At 36.7% G+C, this 16,977-nt stretch carries 17 protein-coding genes and 1 pseudogene; 12 read left to right on the top strand and 6 right to left on the bottom strand.

Features of this window, described 5'->3' with window-relative positions:
* Positions 1-68: 68 nt before the first annotated feature.
* The 3 genes and pseudogenes from AADV52_RS10590 to AADV52_RS10600 form a co-directional block, all read right to left on the bottom strand.
* On the bottom strand, positions 69-1,361 hold the full coding sequence (locus AADV52_RS10590) for an ABC transporter substrate-binding protein (protein ID WP_014918313.1): 1,293 nt from the start codon (positions 1,359-1,361) through the stop codon (positions 69-71).
* Positions 1,361-2,028, bottom strand: a pseudogene (locus tag AADV52_RS10595) (response regulator). The gene AADV52_RS10590 and the pseudogene AADV52_RS10595 overlap by 1 nt, the downstream one beginning before the upstream one ends.
* Positions 2,021-2,752 (bottom strand): sensor histidine kinase, encoded by a 732-nt coding sequence (locus AADV52_RS10600; RefSeq protein WP_227028453.1) that lies wholly within the window; start codon positions 2,750-2,752, stop codon positions 2,021-2,023. Before AADV52_RS10600 ends, AADV52_RS10595 begins: the two are co-directional and overlap by 8 nt.
* A 4-nt stretch (positions 2,753-2,756) precedes the next feature.
* Here AADV52_RS10600 and AADV52_RS10605 point away from each other — a divergent pair, with 4 nt between their 5' ends.
* A complete protein-coding gene (locus tag AADV52_RS10605; RefSeq protein WP_227028454.1) occupies positions 2,757-3,002 on the top strand; it encodes a hypothetical protein in 246 nt (81 codons plus the stop codon).
* A 321-nt stretch (positions 3,003-3,323) separates the two neighbouring features.
* On the opposite strand, the gene AADV52_RS10610 is transcribed toward AADV52_RS10605, so the two are convergent.
* From AADV52_RS10610 to AADV52_RS10620, 3 genes are all read right to left on the bottom strand, one after another.
* A complete protein-coding gene (locus tag AADV52_RS10610) occupies positions 3,324-4,373 on the bottom strand; it encodes an IS30 family transposase (protein ID WP_126096227.1) in 1,050 nt (349 codons plus the stop codon).
* A 141-nt stretch (positions 4,374-4,514) separates the two neighbouring features.
* Complete coding sequence (locus AADV52_RS10615) at positions 4,515-4,709, bottom strand: hypothetical protein (protein ID WP_051001675.1); 195 nt, start codon at positions 4,707-4,709, stop codon at positions 4,515-4,517.
* Positions 4,706-5,500 (bottom strand): substrate-binding domain-containing protein, encoded by a 795-nt coding sequence (locus AADV52_RS10620; RefSeq protein ID WP_227028455.1) that lies wholly within the window; start codon positions 5,498-5,500, stop codon positions 4,706-4,708. The genes AADV52_RS10615 and AADV52_RS10620 overlap by 4 nt, the downstream gene beginning before the upstream one ends.
* Before the next feature lie 149 nt (positions 5,501-5,649).
* Between AADV52_RS10620 and AADV52_RS10625 the strand changes: the two genes are divergently transcribed.
* The 11 genes from AADV52_RS10625 to yajC all read left to right on the top strand — a co-directional run bounded on the left by AADV52_RS10625 (position 5,650) and on the right by yajC (position 16,958).
* On the top strand, positions 5,650-6,828 hold the full coding sequence (locus AADV52_RS10625; protein WP_126096176.1) for an IS256-like element IS1201 family transposase: 1,179 nt from the start codon (positions 5,650-5,652) through the stop codon (positions 6,826-6,828).
* Between the two features lie 258 nt (positions 6,829-7,086).
* Entirely contained in the window at positions 7,087-7,530 is a 444-nt protein-coding gene (locus tag AADV52_RS10630; protein ID WP_014918318.1) for a PTS sugar transporter subunit IIA, read from the top strand.
* Positions 7,531-7,548: 18 nt separating this feature from the next.
* Positions 7,549-8,052, top strand: coding sequence for a PTS sugar transporter subunit IIB (locus AADV52_RS10635; RefSeq protein WP_014918319.1), 504 nt, complete (start codon positions 7,549-7,551; stop codon positions 8,050-8,052).
* Between the two features lie 44 nt (positions 8,053-8,096).
* Positions 8,097-8,966 carry a PTS mannose/fructose/sorbose/N-acetylgalactosamine transporter subunit IIC gene (locus AADV52_RS10640; RefSeq protein WP_014918320.1) on the top strand — a complete coding sequence of 290 codons (870 nt, stop codon included), beginning with the start codon at positions 8,097-8,099 and terminating at the stop codon, positions 8,964-8,966.
* Positions 8,967-8,968: 2 nt separating this feature from the next.
* The gene (locus AADV52_RS10645; protein WP_014918321.1) at positions 8,969-9,811 is read left to right on the top strand and encodes a PTS system mannose/fructose/sorbose family transporter subunit IID; all 843 of its coding nucleotides are present in this window, start codon (positions 8,969-8,971) and stop codon (positions 9,809-9,811) included.
* 21 nt (positions 9,812-9,832) lie between these two features.
* Positions 9,833-10,177 (top strand): hypothetical protein, encoded by a 345-nt coding sequence (locus AADV52_RS10650; RefSeq protein WP_014918322.1) that lies wholly within the window; start codon positions 9,833-9,835, stop codon positions 10,175-10,177.
* A gap of 154 nt (positions 10,178-10,331) precedes the next feature.
* On the top strand, positions 10,332-12,908 hold the full coding sequence (gene mutS / locus AADV52_RS10655; RefSeq protein WP_014563077.1) for a DNA mismatch repair protein MutS: 2,577 nt from the start codon (positions 10,332-10,334) through the stop codon (positions 12,906-12,908).
* Positions 12,908-14,818: a DNA mismatch repair endonuclease MutL gene (mutL, locus tag AADV52_RS10660; RefSeq protein ID WP_014563078.1), complete on the top strand. Its 1,911-nt coding sequence runs from the start codon at positions 12,908-12,910 to the stop codon at positions 14,816-14,818. Before mutS ends, mutL begins: the two co-directional genes overlap by 1 nt.
* Positions 14,819-15,409 (top strand): Holliday junction branch migration protein RuvA, encoded by a 591-nt coding sequence (ruvA, locus tag AADV52_RS10665; protein WP_014918324.1) that lies wholly within the window; start codon positions 14,819-14,821, stop codon positions 15,407-15,409.
* Positions 15,410-15,457: 48 nt separating this feature from the next.
* On the top strand, positions 15,458-16,474 hold the full coding sequence (gene ruvB / locus AADV52_RS10670) for a Holliday junction branch migration DNA helicase RuvB (RefSeq protein ID WP_014918325.1): 1,017 nt from the start codon (positions 15,458-15,460) through the stop codon (positions 16,472-16,474).
* 58 nt (positions 16,475-16,532) lie between these two features.
* Positions 16,533-16,958, top strand: coding sequence for a preprotein translocase subunit YajC (gene yajC / locus AADV52_RS10675; RefSeq protein ID WP_014918326.1), 426 nt, complete (start codon positions 16,533-16,535; stop codon positions 16,956-16,958).
* Positions 16,959-16,977: the final 19 nt, after the last annotated feature.

Genomic DNA, 16,977 nt, shown 5'->3' on the forward strand with positions numbered 1-16,977 from the left:
TTCAAAAAACAAATAAATATTAAAAACTTCGAAGTTGAAAAAAGTTCAGCTTCGAAGTTTTTTTGTATTTAATTTTTTAATTTAGAATTGGCTTGTTGTTGAATATAAAAGATTTGTTTATCTAGTGTATTAGTATCTAAAGCATTGATTATAGAATGATCTAATATGCTATAAACTTCGCCCCAGTTTCTAAATTTAGGCTGATTCCAACCATTATTCATGATGGCATTCAGCTTAGTAGTAGATAGACTGCCTTGACTATTTTGATTTAAAATCTTTTGTGTTTTCTTATTTAGAACAACCTGAGGTAAAACAGAACATCCTTTATTAACTTCCATTGCTTTCTGTTGCACTTTTTTGTTAATGCAAAGAGTCTTAAGAAATTTCCATGCTAACTTAGGATTACGAGCCTTTGATGATATTGCAAACATAGAAATGTCTACTTGAGTTGCTTTAGCTTTCTTTATATGAGGCATTTGCAAACAACTCCAGGTAAAGCTCTTTTCATTAGTTACATAGTAAGGATAAGATGTATAGGTACGATATTTAGCTAAGCTAATAGGAGTGAATGCCACTTTTCCTCTATCGAATAATTGACTGTCTACTTTTCTTGTATGGCCTACATTTTGCAAATACTCAATTAAGTTAAATCCTTTAATAGCAGCATTGTTAGTTAACTGAATAGGATTATCTTTAGATTTACTCAGCTTGTAATTATAAGCCAATAACGCATTGTTCCATTTATATTCGGAGGTAATTCCTAAATCTGGATCTTTGCTTTTAATAAGTGCTAATTGATGACAAAGCTTTTTTAATTCAGCTGGGGACCAATTAAATGGTAGAATGGCTAATTTATTTCTTAAAAGTAGATCCTTGTTCATGACCATAAATTGTGGATTAGCTTGGAACGGTAATGCATATTGATGATCATTTAAATTACTGGAGTTAAGGGCAACAGAATAAAAACGATCAGGCGATATCTTGTCTTCCGCCATAAAACCTGACAAGTCTTTAAAAGCACCATTATGTGCTAACAGGTTAAATAAATTATCTGGCACAATCATTAAATCAGGAGCTTTACCTTGGACGATCTTTTCACTAAGCCAGTTACGATAATCGGACTTTTGAATTTCGTTTTCGTATTTAATTTGGACATGTGGGTGTTTTTTCTTAAATTGTTTGATAGCATAATCAAAAGCTTGGTATTGGTGATTATTTGGTACGTCCCAAGAACTACCAGTATAAATTCCTACTGTTAGAACATGGTCTTCTTGCCAAGACTTGTATCTTACTAATGCTGTTATGGTAATTAAAAGAAATAAAACACTTAAATATAAAATATTTTTCTTTGTTTTAGTCATTAGCTAAAATCCTTATTAATAATTCCTTTTTGTACGGCCCAAATAGCTAATTGTGTTCTATCACGTAGCTCTAGGCAGCTTAAGATTTTAGAAATATAGTTTCTAACAGTACCTTCTGATAAGAATAATTTTTTAGCAATCTCCTTATTAGTTCGACCCAAGCCAACTTGTTGTACTATTTGCAATTCATTTTTACTTAAATTTTTTGCTTGGGCATCGTTAACTGAAATAGAATAGTTCGATTGTGCCATTTTAGAAAAAAGACGGAAAACTTTACCAGCAATGTCTGGATTAATTATTGCACCGTCCGAATATACGGTGTCTATTGCTTTATATAACTCCTCAGGTGATACGCCTTTAAGTAAATAACCTGAAGCACCATATTTTAAAGCGCTAAAGATAAAATCATCGTCATCAAAAGTAGTTAAAAAATAACCTTAATGTCAGGATATTTTTCTTTAATATGTTTGGTACAAACCGTGCCATCCATTACCGGCATACGGATGTCCATTAGGACGACATCTGGTTTATTTTTTTCGATACTTTCTAGAGCTTCTTGTCCATTTGTTACGGTATCGGTAATTGAGTATTTTGGATTAACATCAAGGATAATCTTGATTGAATCTTTAATTAATTCCTGATCGTCAGCTATGAGAACTTTAATCATTATTGTTAACCTCCTTAGGAATCATTACGATAGTAGTAAAACCATCTTTTCCGTTAAATTTGATTTGACCACCTAAACTAGATACTAGATCCTTCAAATAGTTTAGGCCAAACCCCGGTTTAAAATCAGGAGTGCTAAGTCCATTATTATGAATTATCAGCTGATAATAGTTATCTTTCATGCTGCACATAATCATGACTTTAGTAGCATGACCATGTTTTAAAGAGTTGGTAAAGGTTTCCTCAATAATATGAAAAATTACATCTTCGGTTGTCTTTGCTAGTTTTTCAGCATTCCAGTTATATTCTAAGTCAATTTGAAGATGAGATATGCTTTCAAATTTGTTAAGCAATCCTTCAAGTGCTGCTTTAAACGTGTAATTATCTAATGCCCCGGGTCTAATTCTATTTAAAGATTCACGAATATTTAGTAGCCCTTCTTTGACGGAAGCAGAAACTTTTCCTAATTGTTTTTTCGCAGCAGTGGGGTTGACGTCAATTAGCACGATAGCTGCGTCTAATCCCACAGCAAATCCCGTAAGAGTATGTCCGATCGTATCATGAATATCACGGGCTAATCTTTCTCGATCCTTATCATGGGAAATATGTTCTGTTAAATCAGCCATTAATTTGAATTCTTCGCTGATTGCTAATTTATTTTTCAATTCTTGTTCACGAGTAATAGAGTAGTGAGCATATAAAACCAAAATGATAATAAAAAGCATTAAATTGGTTAAAGAAAGTAAGTTGCGGATAAAAGAAAGAATTGACCCTGTTGATTGTGGCAAAAAAGTAATGTATGAGGATAAACTAGGTGCTTTAATCATTTCATTAATTAAATTTTGGTCAGAAATAGAAAAAAGAATAAGAAGAATAAAACCAGTTGATAACCACAATCGATATTTATTAAATTCAGCTTTATCTTTATTATTTAGAAAAAGATTGATGAAAACTAAGAGAAAGATTCCGTTGTAAGCCATATTTAGTGAAAAGAAGATGGCTAATGCTAGAACAAGTTCTAATAAAAAAATGAGATTATTTTTGATCTTAGTCAGATCAACATTTTGTCTGAAAATAATAATAGCTAGAATGAAGAAAAGGATTAAGCTTCTTGAGAAGATTACCATTGGACTTGTTGGAATAGAGTTTAGCCTAGTTAGCAATTGATAATCTAATTGATTTTCATTGATGTAGCGACTAATGAAAAGGTATAGGGAGGCATTAAATAAAACGGCAAGAAAATTGATTCCTAGTAAAACATTTTTTAGTCGTAAATTGCAATAATAAATTGAACGCTTAAGCTGCTTGATAGATTTGATCTAATTCTCTCTCAAAGATTTCATCTGGCGTGTGATATGCCAGGATCTTTCTGGGCAAAGAGTTGCACCAGGTTTCAATATCAATGATTTGTTGGAGAGAATAGTTATTGATGCAGTCTCCTTTAGGAATGAATCTGCGGATCAGGCCATTATGTCTTTCAACAGTTCCTTTATCACAAGAAGTATAAGGATGAGCATTATAAATAAGCGTTTTAGAGACTTGTTCCAGATTAGCTAGATCCGCAAACTCTGAACCATTATCAGTAGTAATTGTCTTAAAGATATCGTTCCAATGCTCGCTGTACTGTTTTTGAAGCATTTGAAAAGCCTGCATGACGCTGGCAGAGGTCTTGTCAGGTATACGAATAATCAGGAATTCGCGGCTCATGCGCTCGGAAAGAGTTAACAGAACCTGATCGTCCTTGGTCTTATGACCCAAGACAAGATCGCATTCCCAATGACCAAATTCGCTGCGCTGCTCAATCTCTTTAGGCCGCTCTTCGATGCTTCGTCCCAGCTTCTTCTTGTTTTGGCGAACATGATGAAGCTTGGTATTGCGCTTGAGCTTTTCGGGCAAGTTATAGTTTTTGATGGTCATCAGTCCTTGATCAACGTAGTTGTACAGAGTTCTGGTGCAGACTGTTTGATAATGCGAGAATTCCCCGGTAGCTAAACTACGGTTGGCACAAACGTCAAGCGACCAGCCGTCTTCAAAGAAATGCTTAATGACATAATTGATAAAGCCAGCCTTCTTCAAGAAATCTGATTTGCGGCCACAGTGGCGCCGATTTATTTGATAAACGCTTTGGCCCTGATCAGCCTTGTAGCGCTTCTGCTTGCCGTGATAGAGAGAAACAGTGCCCCGTCTGACTTCATAGCTGATCGTAGAAGGAGAGCAGCCCAGTTCGCGAGCAATTGCTCTAATAGAGCAGCCATCTTTTAAGCGAGTTTGGATAATAACCCGTTCTTCAAATGACAAGTGCTTGCCTTTAATGTGCTGATTCATGGTAGAATGTAAAGAGTCCATTTGTGACCTCCAATAGATGTTTTTTGTGGTTATTAACATTCTATCAAACAGGTCCAGATGGACTTTTATTTTTTACAAAGTGTTCAACTTAATTTTACAATCGACCAACATTTTTTAGTTTAACGATTTGATAAAATTTCATTATTGCCACCCACATATATTATGTTGATCTAGATTATTCTTATTAATTAGATAGACAGGAACAATGATTTTCTTAGGTACTTTTTTATGTTCTATCAATCGGTAAGTTGCGTTGACAGCTATTTTTGCCATTTTAAGCGGAGATTGAGCAGCAGTGGCTACTACATCTGGATTAAGCGTAAACATTTTTTTCATGTTTTCAGAGCCATCCACACTATAAAGGGATACATGATGGGAAAATAGTTAGTAGAATCGATTGCGGCCAGTGCACCAATTGCGGCTCTATCATTTAAAGCCATAATAGTATTGAAATCAGTACCATTTTTAATAGCTTTTTTAACTAAAGGTAAAGAAATCTCGGATTGTCCATACGTGTTTAAACGTTTGACGATTTTGAAGTTCTTTGCCTTTTTACTATGTTTGAGAGTATCAAGAAAGCCCTGAATTCGTTCAACGCCTGAAATAGCAGATTTATGTTCTAGCAATAAAATTTTGCCGCTTTTTTGTCTTTTTAACATGTATTCCGCATTTAATTGTCCAGCATGATAATTGGCAGATTCAATTGTGCAATCGGCAATTTTGGAATTCTTGAGTGGGCTATCAATAATGACAATTCTGATACCTCGGCTTTTTGCTACCTTAAGTACATGATTTAACTTCTTAGAGTCTCCGTTAACGGGATTAATAATAATTGCTTGCACGCCTTTTTTAATAAAGGAATGAATTTCTTCAATCTGTTTTTGTTGGTTTAGAGCAGGATCACGATTATAAAGACGATCATTACGATTATTAATTTGGTTAGCTATTTGTTCATTAATAATAGGGTAAAACTCGTTATTCATTGTCATATAACTGCTGCCTATTTTAACTGGACGACGTTGTCCTATATGACAAAAGTAAATACTTAAAGTCAGAATAATTAGGATAATAGCGATGATGGATTCGATTAGTGAGTATTTGTTTAGATTTAATCGTTTTTTATTCATGGGACTTTCCTTAAGTGATGAGACTGTAAAATAGTTTGTGTAAGGATGAATGATTCCTTAAATTAATTTCTTAAAATATTAGAAAAAGGAGTTCCTTTCTCGTATGATTGGTTTGAACAAAAAACACATACAGAAAGAAGAACTCCTTCATGAATGATTTTACCAAAAATATGGCTCAAGCTCTATTCAATCAAGACAAAATTAATGATTTATTGCGTAAAGAATTACAACAAGCAGTTAATGACTTGTTAGAAGCTGAATTAACTGCCTTTTTAGGTTATAATCCTTATGCAAGAGACGGCTGGAATACCGGCAATTCACGCAATGGTGCTTACTTTCGCAAGGTGGATACGCAGTTTGGCAAAATTGAAATCCAGGTGCCACGAGACCGCAACGGCCTGTTTCATCAGCACACGCTGCCTGACTACAAGCAGCACTCCGATGTCTTGGAAAACATGATCATCAAGCTTTACTCTAAAGGTGTAACTACCAGAGAGATAGCTGATTTGATTGAAAAAATGTATGGCAGCCATTACAGCCCCGCTCAAGTATCCAATATTTCTAAGCAGATGATCCCCAAGGTAGAGGCCTATCACAAGCGTAAGCTTAGCGATAAGTTCTTCTGCGTTTATCTAGACGCTACCTACGTTCCTCTGCGCCGAGAAACTTTTGAACGTGAAGCTGTCTATATTGCCATTGGCATCAAACCTAATGGCCAAAAGGAAGTTATCGACTACTGCATTGCGCCCAATGAAAACATTGAAGTCTGGACGGAGCTGCTCCAAAGCATGAAGTCTCGCGGCTTAGAGCAAGTAGAGCTTTTTCTTTCAGATGGCGTTGTGGGCATGAAGACAGCACTGGCAAAGACCTATCCTCAAGCTCATTTCCAGCGTTGCTTGGTTCATGTCATGCGTAATATCTGCGCTAAAGTACGCGTGGAGGATCGCGAGGCAATTATGAACGAATTCAAGCAGATTCACCAGCAAGCCAATAAAGCAGCTGCTGTTGATGTATTGCATGCCTTCTATGCCAAATGGGACAAGAGTTATAATCATGTCATAAGAAACCTGAAAGACATCGAGCCGGACCTGCTGGTCTTCTATAATTATCCTAAGCAGATCAGAGCTTCAATTTACTCTACCAACATGATTGAATCTTTTAACAGCGTCATTAAGCGCAAGGCTAAGCCTAAAGCAGAGTTTCCGACTGAACAGTCGCTTGATACTTTTATTGGCATTCAAGCAATGAGTTACAATGACCGCTACTTCAACCGAATTCACAAAGGCTTTGGTCAGGTTCAGGACACCTTAGAATCTTACTTTGATTAAATAAAGAATAAAAAATCAATCTATGAGAAAGATCTATTTACACAAAAGATTTGACAGTTTCTAAGTGATAGTTAGAACTGCATTAAGTAATATTTAAGTAAAAGCTAATAGTAACTATATAGATATTATAAGCGAAAATCGGTACAAAAGTGTGACAAATGTCATCAATTTAAATCCTAAACCAGTTACATTTGACACTATGTAAGCGGTTAATTAAATGATAAATTTACAGTGTAAACAAATGAGAGGAGCGAAAATATGAAATATCTGATCATGGTTTCTCATGGCCGCTTTGCGGAAGGAGTTAAAACATCTTTGGAAATGTTTGCTGGGAATGCAAATGATCGTGTATTTGCCTTATGTTTGCATAATGGCAAATCTGTCGATGACTTTAAGAAAGATGTGGAAGACTTTCTTGATCAACATAAATTCAAGGAAGAAGATGAATTTATTGTTTTAGCCGATATTATCGGCGGTAGTCCTTTAACTACTTTCTTAAATGTCTTTTCAGCACGAGGCTATTTAAACAGGGCTGTAGTTTTAGGTGGAATGAACTTCACGATGGCATTAACGGCAACTGTTTGTTTAGACACTATGGATAAAGAAGCTATCGCTAAGACGGCATTAAGCGAAGCTAAAACTGCTGTACAACAATATGAAGTCCCATCATACACAGATAACGATGACGACGATGATATTTAATTTTTAGGAGGAAAAATTATGACTGTATCACTTGTTAGAATTGATGATCGTATGATTCACGGTTTAATTACTACTCGTTGGGCAAAAGAAGTTCCTTGTGACGGAATTATTGCTGTTAATGATAAGGCTCATGATAATCCAATTTTGAAGGAAACATATAAGTCAGCCGCAGAAGGTCAAGGCAAGAAGTGCTTCGTTTGGACAATGGATCACTTTAACAAGGTTAAGGACAAGGTTTTAGCTTCAAATACTCGTTACTTCTTAATTACTAAGAACCCACTTGATATGAAGACTATTTTAGTAGATTGGGGCTTTGTTCCTAGCGATGTTAAAGAAGTTGTTGTTGGGCCAGGCAATGATCGTCCAGGTGCAATTAAACTGGGTGATAACCAATCATTTACTAAAGAAGAAGGAGCTGCCTTTGAAGCAATGGCTGAAAAAGGCTATAAGATTCACTTTGCACTTCTTCCAGATAAGCAAATTAGTTACTGGGACAAATACAAGAGCAAGTTTGGTTATTAATTAAATAATGGTAAGTAGCTTAAAATAAAAAAGAGGGAATAAAAATGACAATAAGTTGGTTACAAGCTGCCATCCTTGGTTTGTTTGCATGTCTTTGTTCTAACTCATGTATGGCAGGTCAGGCTGTTGGTAACTATACAATTGGTCGTCCACTTGTCGGTGGTTTAATTTGTGGTATTATTTTGGGCAACATTCCTTTAGGTATTGCTTGTGGTGTTGCTACTCAGTTGGTTTACATCGCTTTGGTAACTCCTGGTGGTACTGTTGCAGCTGATGTTCGTGCTATTTCTTACATTGGTATTCCTTTAGCAATGGTTGCTATTAGTTCACGTGGCTTGAATCCATTTAGTAGTGATGCTGCTAACTTAGCTAAATCATTAGGTACTTTGGTAGGTACTGTTGGTTCAGTATTATTCTACGCAGTTGCCTTCATGAACTTGATTTGGCAGGCATTTGGTTGGAAAGATATTGAAAAGAATAAGTTGACTAGACTTTATGGCGTTAACTTCGGTTGGCCATGGCTTTCACACTTATGTTTTTCATTCTTACCAACAATGTTGATGACTCACTTTGGTGCACAAGCTGTTGCTGCTTTGCGTAATGCTTTGCCAATGGATGGTATTCCAATGAAGACGTTGTTCACCGTTGGTGCGATGCTTCCATGTGTTGGTATTGCTCTCTTGCTTCGTCAGATTGTTAATACTTCAGTTGACTTCATTCCATTTTTAGTTGGTTTTACTCTAGCTGCTTCATTACATTTGAATTTAGTTTCAATTACTATCATTTCATTGCTTTTCGCTATGATCTTCTATGAAATTGAAATGTTCGGTGCAAAGAAGGATAATGGACCATCTGCTTCAACTGCTTCGGCTTCAAGTGCAGATGATGACGATGAAGAAGAGGAGGATATCTAATTATGGATGCTGGTAACGAAAAAAAGATTAGTAAGAAAACATTAAATAAATCTTTTAACCTCTGGTTCTGGGGAGCATTAACCTGTTTCTCACAAGAACACATGCAGACATTCGGCTATTTAGCTTCAATGCTGCCAATTATTAAGGAACTTTATCCAAATAAAGAAGAACAACAAAAGAATATTCATGCATATACTGCATTCTTTAATACTAACCCAATGCTTGGTTCAGTTATTATTGGTACTACTGCTTCAATGGAAGAGGCTCGTGCTAATGGTAGAGGTATTGATGGAGAGACCATTAACGATATGCGTGCCGGTTTGATGGGACCTATCGCTGGTATTGGTGACTCACTTATTGATGGTACCTTGATTCCTATCTTGCTTGGTTTGGCATTAGGTATGTCTCAAAATGGTTCACCTGTTGGTGCAATTTTCTACATCATTGTTTGGGATTTAATCGCATACTTTGGTCAACGTTTCCTTTACTTCCGTGGTTATAAGTTAGGTGACAAGGCCGTATCAATTTTAATTGGTAAACAAGGTAAAGCTATTCGTCACGCTATTTCAATCATCGGTGGTATGGTTGTTGGTGGTGTTTTGGCAAGTTGGGTAAATGTCACTACTTCACTTCAATTAAAAGATTCTACTGGTAAGGTGTTCTTGAATTTACAAAAGCAGTTAGATAGTATTTTCCCCGGCTTATTAACTGTAATTGTAACTTTGCTTTGCTGGTGGTTAATGGCTAAGAAGCATGTATCAGCTATTTGGACAATGATTATTTTGATTGTTGTCGCACTTCTCGGTGTATTGTTTGGATTCTTCAACCCAGGTTTGAAGTACTAATTTATAGAAAGGTTGATTCAAATGACAATTGAAGAAATGCAAAATGGTTATAAAAAAGAAGTTGACTATCAAAAACATATGCTTCGTAACTTAGGTTACTGGTTTCAACTTTTCCTAACTATTAGTGCAATAGGGTTAGCCCTAATATATTATTTCCATACATCCATGTTGTTTTTCTTCATTGTTGGAATCATCCTAATGGTTATTGGTGTACTAGGAATGTTTACTTTCGGCTATGCATCATGGCGCGGTAGAAAGAATGTAGATCTATTCATTAAAGATTATGAAAACAAATTAGCAGAAATCAAAAAGATAGATAAAAATCCAATTAGTACAGAAAAAATAAAGTATAGATCAAATAATTAACTTAATCCCTTCTCTAGATTAAAAACTTCGAAGTTGAAAAAAGTTCAGCTTCGAAGTTTTTCTTTTCTCTTCCTTTATAGCGTATAATACTTAACAGTAACTTACTCTAGATGAAAATAGGAAAGGGACGTAAATGGCTGAGAAAACAACTCCTATGATGGAGCAGTATTATGAAATCAAGAAACAATATCCTGACGCCTTTCTTTTTTATCGCGTCGGAGATTTTTATGAATTATTTGAAGATGATGCGGTTAAAGGGGCACAGATTCTGGAATTAACTCTGACTCATCGATCAAATAAGACCAAGAACCCTATTCCAATGGCAGGCGTTCCACACATGGCTGTGGATACTTATGTGAATACTTTGGTTGAAAAAGGGTATAAAGTCGCTCTTTGTGAACAACTTGAAGATCCTAAAAAAGCTAAAGGCATGGTAAAGCGAGGCATCATTCAGTTAGTAACTCCAGGTACCATGATGAATGAAGGACCTAATGATGCTAAGGATTCTAATTATTTAACTTCTGTGGTTACTACTAAAAGTGGTTTTGGTTTAGCTTACAGTGATTTATCCACCGGTGAAATTTATTCTACTCATTTAAAGAGTTTCGCCGCAGTTTCTAATGAACTTTTGTCTTTAAGAACAAGAGAAGTTGTGTATAACGGTCCATTAACTGAGCAAAACAAAGACTTTATGCACAAGGCTAATATTACGGTTTCTGCACCTACACCAATTGAAGGCGAACATGCGGAAATTTCTTACGTTGAACAAAACTTGACTAATGGAGCAGAAAAGTCTGCAACGCGTCAATTAGTTGGCTACTTGCTTTCAACCCAAAAGAGAAGTTTAGCCCACTTACAAATTGCTAAGAGCTATGAAGTAAATCAATATTTGCAGATGTCACACACTGTACAAAATAATTTGGAATTAGTGGCATCAGCTAAGACCGGTAAAAAGATGGGCTCACTTTTCTGGGTATTGGATAAAACTCATACAGCCATGGGAGGTCGTCTTCTTAAGCAGTGGTTGGCCCGTCCATTGTTAAACGTGGATATCATTAATCATCGTGAGGAAATGGTCCAAGCATTGCTTGATGGCTATTTCACTCGTGAAAACACTATTGATGCCTTAAAGGGCGTTTATGACCTAGAACGCTTAACAGGACGGATTGCCTTTGGAAATGTAAATGCCCGTGAATTATTGCAATTATCACGTTCTTTGCAAGCAGTCCCAGTTATTCTTGATGCTCTCAATCAATCTGACAGTGATGTTTTGACAGATTTTGCCAAAAAAATCGATCCTTTAAAGGGTGTTGCTGAATTAATTTCTACAACTTTAGTAAAAGATCCACCGCTTTTAACTACAGAAGGTGGATTAATCAGAGATGGTGTGGATAAACAGCTTGATCGCTATCGGGATGCCATGAATAATGGTAAAAAATGGCTGGTTCAAATGGAAACTGATGAACGTCAAAAGACAGGAATTGAAAACTTAAAAGTAGGTTTCAATAAGGTCTTTGGTTATTATATTCAGGTTTCTAATGGTAATAAGAGCAAGGTGCCTCTTGATCGCTATACTCGTAAGCAAACCTTAACTAATGCCGAACGCTACATTACCCCAGAGTTAAAAGAACACGAAAATCTAATATTAGAGGCTCAAACTCGCTCAACTGATCTGGAATATGATTTATTTGTTCAATTGCGTGATGAAGTTAAGAAGTACATTCCTGCTTTGCAAAAATTAGGCAATCAATTAGCTGCCTTGGACGTTTATTGTGGCTTCGCTACAGTTGCTGAACAAAATAATTATTGTCGTCCATCTTTCCATACTGATAGTCAAGACATTGATGTCGTTAATGGCCGTCACCCGGTTGTGGAAAAAGTAATGACTGCAGGTTCATACATTCCTAATGATGTGAAGATGGATTCTGCTACAAATATCTTTTTGATTACTGGACCAAACATGTCAGGTAAGAGTACTTATATGCGGCAGATGGCATTAATTGCAATTATGGCCCAAGTTGGTTCTTTTGTTCCCGCTGATAGTGCTGCTTTGCCTATTTTTGATCAAATTTTTACCCGTATTGGTGCAGCCGATGATTTGATTTCTGGTCAAAGTACTTTCATGGTGGAAATGAGTGAAGCAAATGATGCTTTGCAATATGCTACTAAACGCAGTCTTGTATTATTCGATGAAATTGGACGTGGTACAGCTACTTATGACGGTATGGCTTTAGCAGGTGCAATTGTTAAATATCTGCATGATAAAGTAGGAGCTAAAGCACTTTTTGCCACTCACTATCATGAATTAACAAGTCTTGATGAAACGCTGGATTATTTGAAAAATATCCATGTTGGTGCAACTGAAGAAAACGGTAAGTTAGTTTTCTTACATAAGATTTTGCCAGGTCCTGCTGATCAAAGTTATGGTATCCATGTTGCACAGCTTGCTGGCTTGCCATGTGCCGTTTTACGTGAAGCAACTAAGTTGCTAAAGCGTCTAGAAGCACAAGGCAGTGAATTGGCTCCAGTTAGGCAACAGCTAGATTTATTTGCCCAACCGGAAGCTGCTTCTGATGAAGTGGATGATAACGATAGTGAAAACAGTCCAATGACCGATGCGGAACAAGATGTGCTGGATGATATTTCTAATCTTTATTTAGCTGATAAGACACCACTGCAGATTATGCAAATGGTGGCTAATTGGCAAAAAGACTTGAAGGATGATAAATAATGGCTAAAATTCACGAGCTATCTGAAAATTTAACTAATCAGATTGCAGCAGGTGAAGTAATAGAGCGTCCTGCTAGTGTAGTTAAAGAACTTGTGGAAAACTCATTAGATGCGGGTGCAACTAGAATTCGAGTCGATTTTATTGATGCCGGATTAAAGCAAATCGTAGTTCAAGATAATGGGACTGGGATTGCACGTGACCAAGTAGATTTAGCCTTTACTAGGCATGCTACAAGCAAGATTAGCAATGAGCATGATCTGTTTAAAGTTTCTACTTTAGGATTCCGCGGTGAAGCTTTAGCCTCAATTTCCGCTGTTAGCCATGTTGAAATTGTAACGGCTACAGAAAATGCAATTGGAATTAAGGCGGACTTTAGTGGCGGCAGTAAAAAGGGCCAAGAAGATGCAGCGTCACAAAAGGGGACTAAAATTACAGTTCGAGATTTGTTCTTTAATACGCCTGCTCGATTAAAATATTTGCGTAGTCCGCGGACCGAAATTATGAAAATTGTGGATATCATTAACCGTTTATCATTAGGTTATCCACATGTTTCATTCACCTTGTCGAATACTGGCAAAGTTTTACTCAGAACAACTGGCAATGGCAATTTGAAGCAAACAGTCGCCAATGTATACGGTCGACATATTGCTGAAAAAATGGAAAGTTTTGAAGCAAAAGATAGCGATTTTAAGATTACAGGCTTAATGTCCAAGCCTGAATTAACACGCTCTACGCGCAACTTTATTTCGATTTTATTGAATGGCCGTTATATTAAGAACTTTCAATTAAATAATGCCATTATGGATGGTTATGCCTCAAAATTAGCAGCGCGTCATTATCCAATCGTTGTGATCGCTATTCACGTTGATCCATTGCTAGTGGATGTGAATGTCCATCCAACCAAGCAAGAGGTTCGTTTATCTAAGGAAAAAGAGCTCAGTCGTTTGATCACTGGTGCCATTAGCGATGCTTTGCTAGACAAAACTGAACAAAGCAGTGGTTTTGCCAATTTAGAAAATAAACGTGAGACTCTAGTTGATCAATTAGAATTCAACTTGAATCAAGATGTTGTTAATACAACGCGTAAAACGCCAGAAGTTCATGAAGAAGCTGAAAAGCCAGAATTTTTAGTAAAACAAGAAGCTAAAAATTCTGAAGAGCCTAAGGACGAAACTGAGCATAACTATGTGGATATCAATATTCCTCGGGAAGATGATCAATATATCATTACTAAAACTTGGGATAAGAATGTTGCTTTGCAGCAGAAGTTGATGCCATTTAGCAATAAAAAGGTGGATCAAGAAGTTATTTCGACTGGGGATGAAACTCTTGCTAATAATTTGCCGCGTCTTGCTTATGTGGGAAAAATTGATACATATTTGTTAGCTGAAAATGATGGCGATTTGTATTTGATTGACCAAGTGGCAGCCAGAAGACGTCTTCAGTTTGAACAGATTTATCAAACTATTACCTCTAAAAAAATAGTTCAACAAGGCTTACTGACACCGATTGTTTTAGAATTTGGAAATTTAGATTTTCTACAAATTAAGGATAAGATTTATCAAATTAAACAGCTAGGTATATATTTAGATGAATTTGGTCAAAATAGTTTTATTGTGCGTTCATATCCTACCTGGATCCACGATCATGTTGAAGAATCCATTCGTGAAATTTTGGATAATTATTTAAATCTTGATAAAGGTAAAACACAAAATTTATTTAAACGAGTGGCAGCTTTAGAAGCAAAACGCAGTGTTAAAGGCAAAATTAATTTATCCGCTGCAGAAGGTACACAAATTATCACAGATTTGCGTAAAACGTCCGATCCGTATCACGATGCAGATGGTCGCCTTATTTTAGTGCGGATAAATCAAAATGAATTAAGAAAAATGTTCAAGAAAGGTGAATAAATGTACGAATATTTTGAAGGAATAGTTACAGTCATTACGCCTAGTTATATCGTAGTTGATGTAAATGGTGTAGGTTATAAGATATATAGTCCAACTCCTTTCGCCTATCAAAAGGGAGATAAAGCTAAAATCTTTATTGAACAAGTTGTAAGAGATACGGGAATTACCTTGTATGGTTTTCAAAGCGAAGATGACAAGGGGCTCTTTCTTAAGCTGTTAAGCGTTAGTGGGATCGGCCCTAAAAGCGCATTGGCTATCATGGCAGCTGAAGATGCCAATTCTTTGGCCGAAGCAATTGAGCAGGGAGAAGTTAAGTATCTTACTCGTTTCCCTGGTGTGGGTAAAAAAACGGCTTCTCAGATTGTGCTTGATTTGAAGGGCAAGCTACGCGATTATGTTGCTCGACTTGATCGTCAAGATGAAGAACAAGGAAATATCCCACCAGCATTGAATGATGCCTTGTTAGCGTTGATTGCCTTGGGTTATACCCAAAAAGAAGTAGATCGAATTACTCCTAAGCTTGAAGAAGTTAATGCGGATACAGCCGATCAATATATTAAAAAAGGCTTGGCATTACTGCTTAAGAAGTAGATCTTGTTATAATGGTAAAGATTAATAATAAGTAAGGAAGTGAAACTGGTGGCAGAAAATGAAGATGCAGTAACTTCAGGTGAAGTAGAAAACTCTGAAGAAGAGGCAATGGAATTATCTTTGAGACCCCAAACTTTAGATCAATATTTAGGTCAAAAACGGGTTAAAAAGGAAATGTCCATTTATATTAAAGCCGCAAAACAGCGTGATGAGGCTTTGGACCATGTCTTGCTTTATGGACCACCAGGCTTAGGTAAGACGACTTTAGCTTTTGTAATTGCAAATGAACTGGGTGTGCATTTAAAGAGTACAAGTGGTCCAGCAATTGAAAAAGCAGGCGATTTAGTAGCTCTGCTTTCAGACCTTGATCCAGGGGATGTGCTGTTTATTGATGAAATCCATCGTCTTGCTAAGCCTGTTGAAGAAGTTTTGTATTCTGCAATGGAAGACTATTATATTGATATTGTAATTGGTGAAGGACAGACTACTCATGCCGTTCATGTGCCATTGCCACCATTTACTTTGATTGGGGCAACGACCTTGGCTGCGCAATTGTCCGCACCTTTGCGAGATCGATTCGGTATTGTCGAACATATGCAGTACTACACAATTGATGAACTTGAAAAGATTGTCCAAAGATCAAGCGATGTTTTCCATACTTCCATTGCACCCGAAGCAGCTCATGAGCTAGCTCGTCGTTCACGGGGAACGCCACGTGTAGCCAACCGTTTTTTGAAGCGGGTTCGTGATTTCGCCGAAGTTAAAGGTGAAAAGACAATTTCTCTTGCCACAACTGAAGGTGCATTGAAGCAGCTTCAAGTTGATGATGAGGGATTAGATCAAACTGATCGTCGTTTATTGCGGACAATGATTGAAGGCTATAATGGCGGACCGGTTGGAATTAGAACTTTAGCTGCTAATGTGGGTGAAGATATGGAAACGATCGAATCACTCTATGAGCCTTATTTGTTGCAGCATGGATTTATTTTGCTTACGCCACGTGGTCGAATGGTGACAGACAAGGCATATTTGCAACTGGGTTTGCCAGTTCCAGGTGATAAATAATATTATTTTCTGTATAATAGATATAATATCTAGACAATAGTTTTATGAGGTGAAAGATTTGAATACTTTATTTTTAGCAAGTGCTGGCGCTGCTGGTGGCAGCAACATGATGATGATTATCTTATTCATCGTTTTGATCGGTTTTACTTACTTTGGTATGATTCGTCCACAAAAGAAGCAACAACAACAAAGATTGCAAATGATGGACAAGTTGAAGAAGGGTGACGGCGTTATCCTTGTTGATGGTTTGCACGCTAAGGTTGATAAGATCAACAGCGACAAGACCATTGTGGTAGATGCAGATGGTATTTACTTAACTTTCGAAAGAATGGCCGTTCGTCGCGTTATCCCTGCCGTAGCACCAGTTGAAGAAAATGATGCTCCTGCAGCAGATAAGACTGAAGATACAGCTTCTAAGGAAGATACTAGTGCAACTGACACTAAGACTACTGATGCTTCAGATGAAACTAAAGAAGATAAATAATTAATAATTATAAAAGCGT

It is taken from the genome of Lactobacillus helveticus, from assembly GCF_046109915.1.
Lineage (GTDB): Bacteria > Bacillota > Bacilli > Lactobacillales > Lactobacillaceae > Lactobacillus > Lactobacillus helveticus.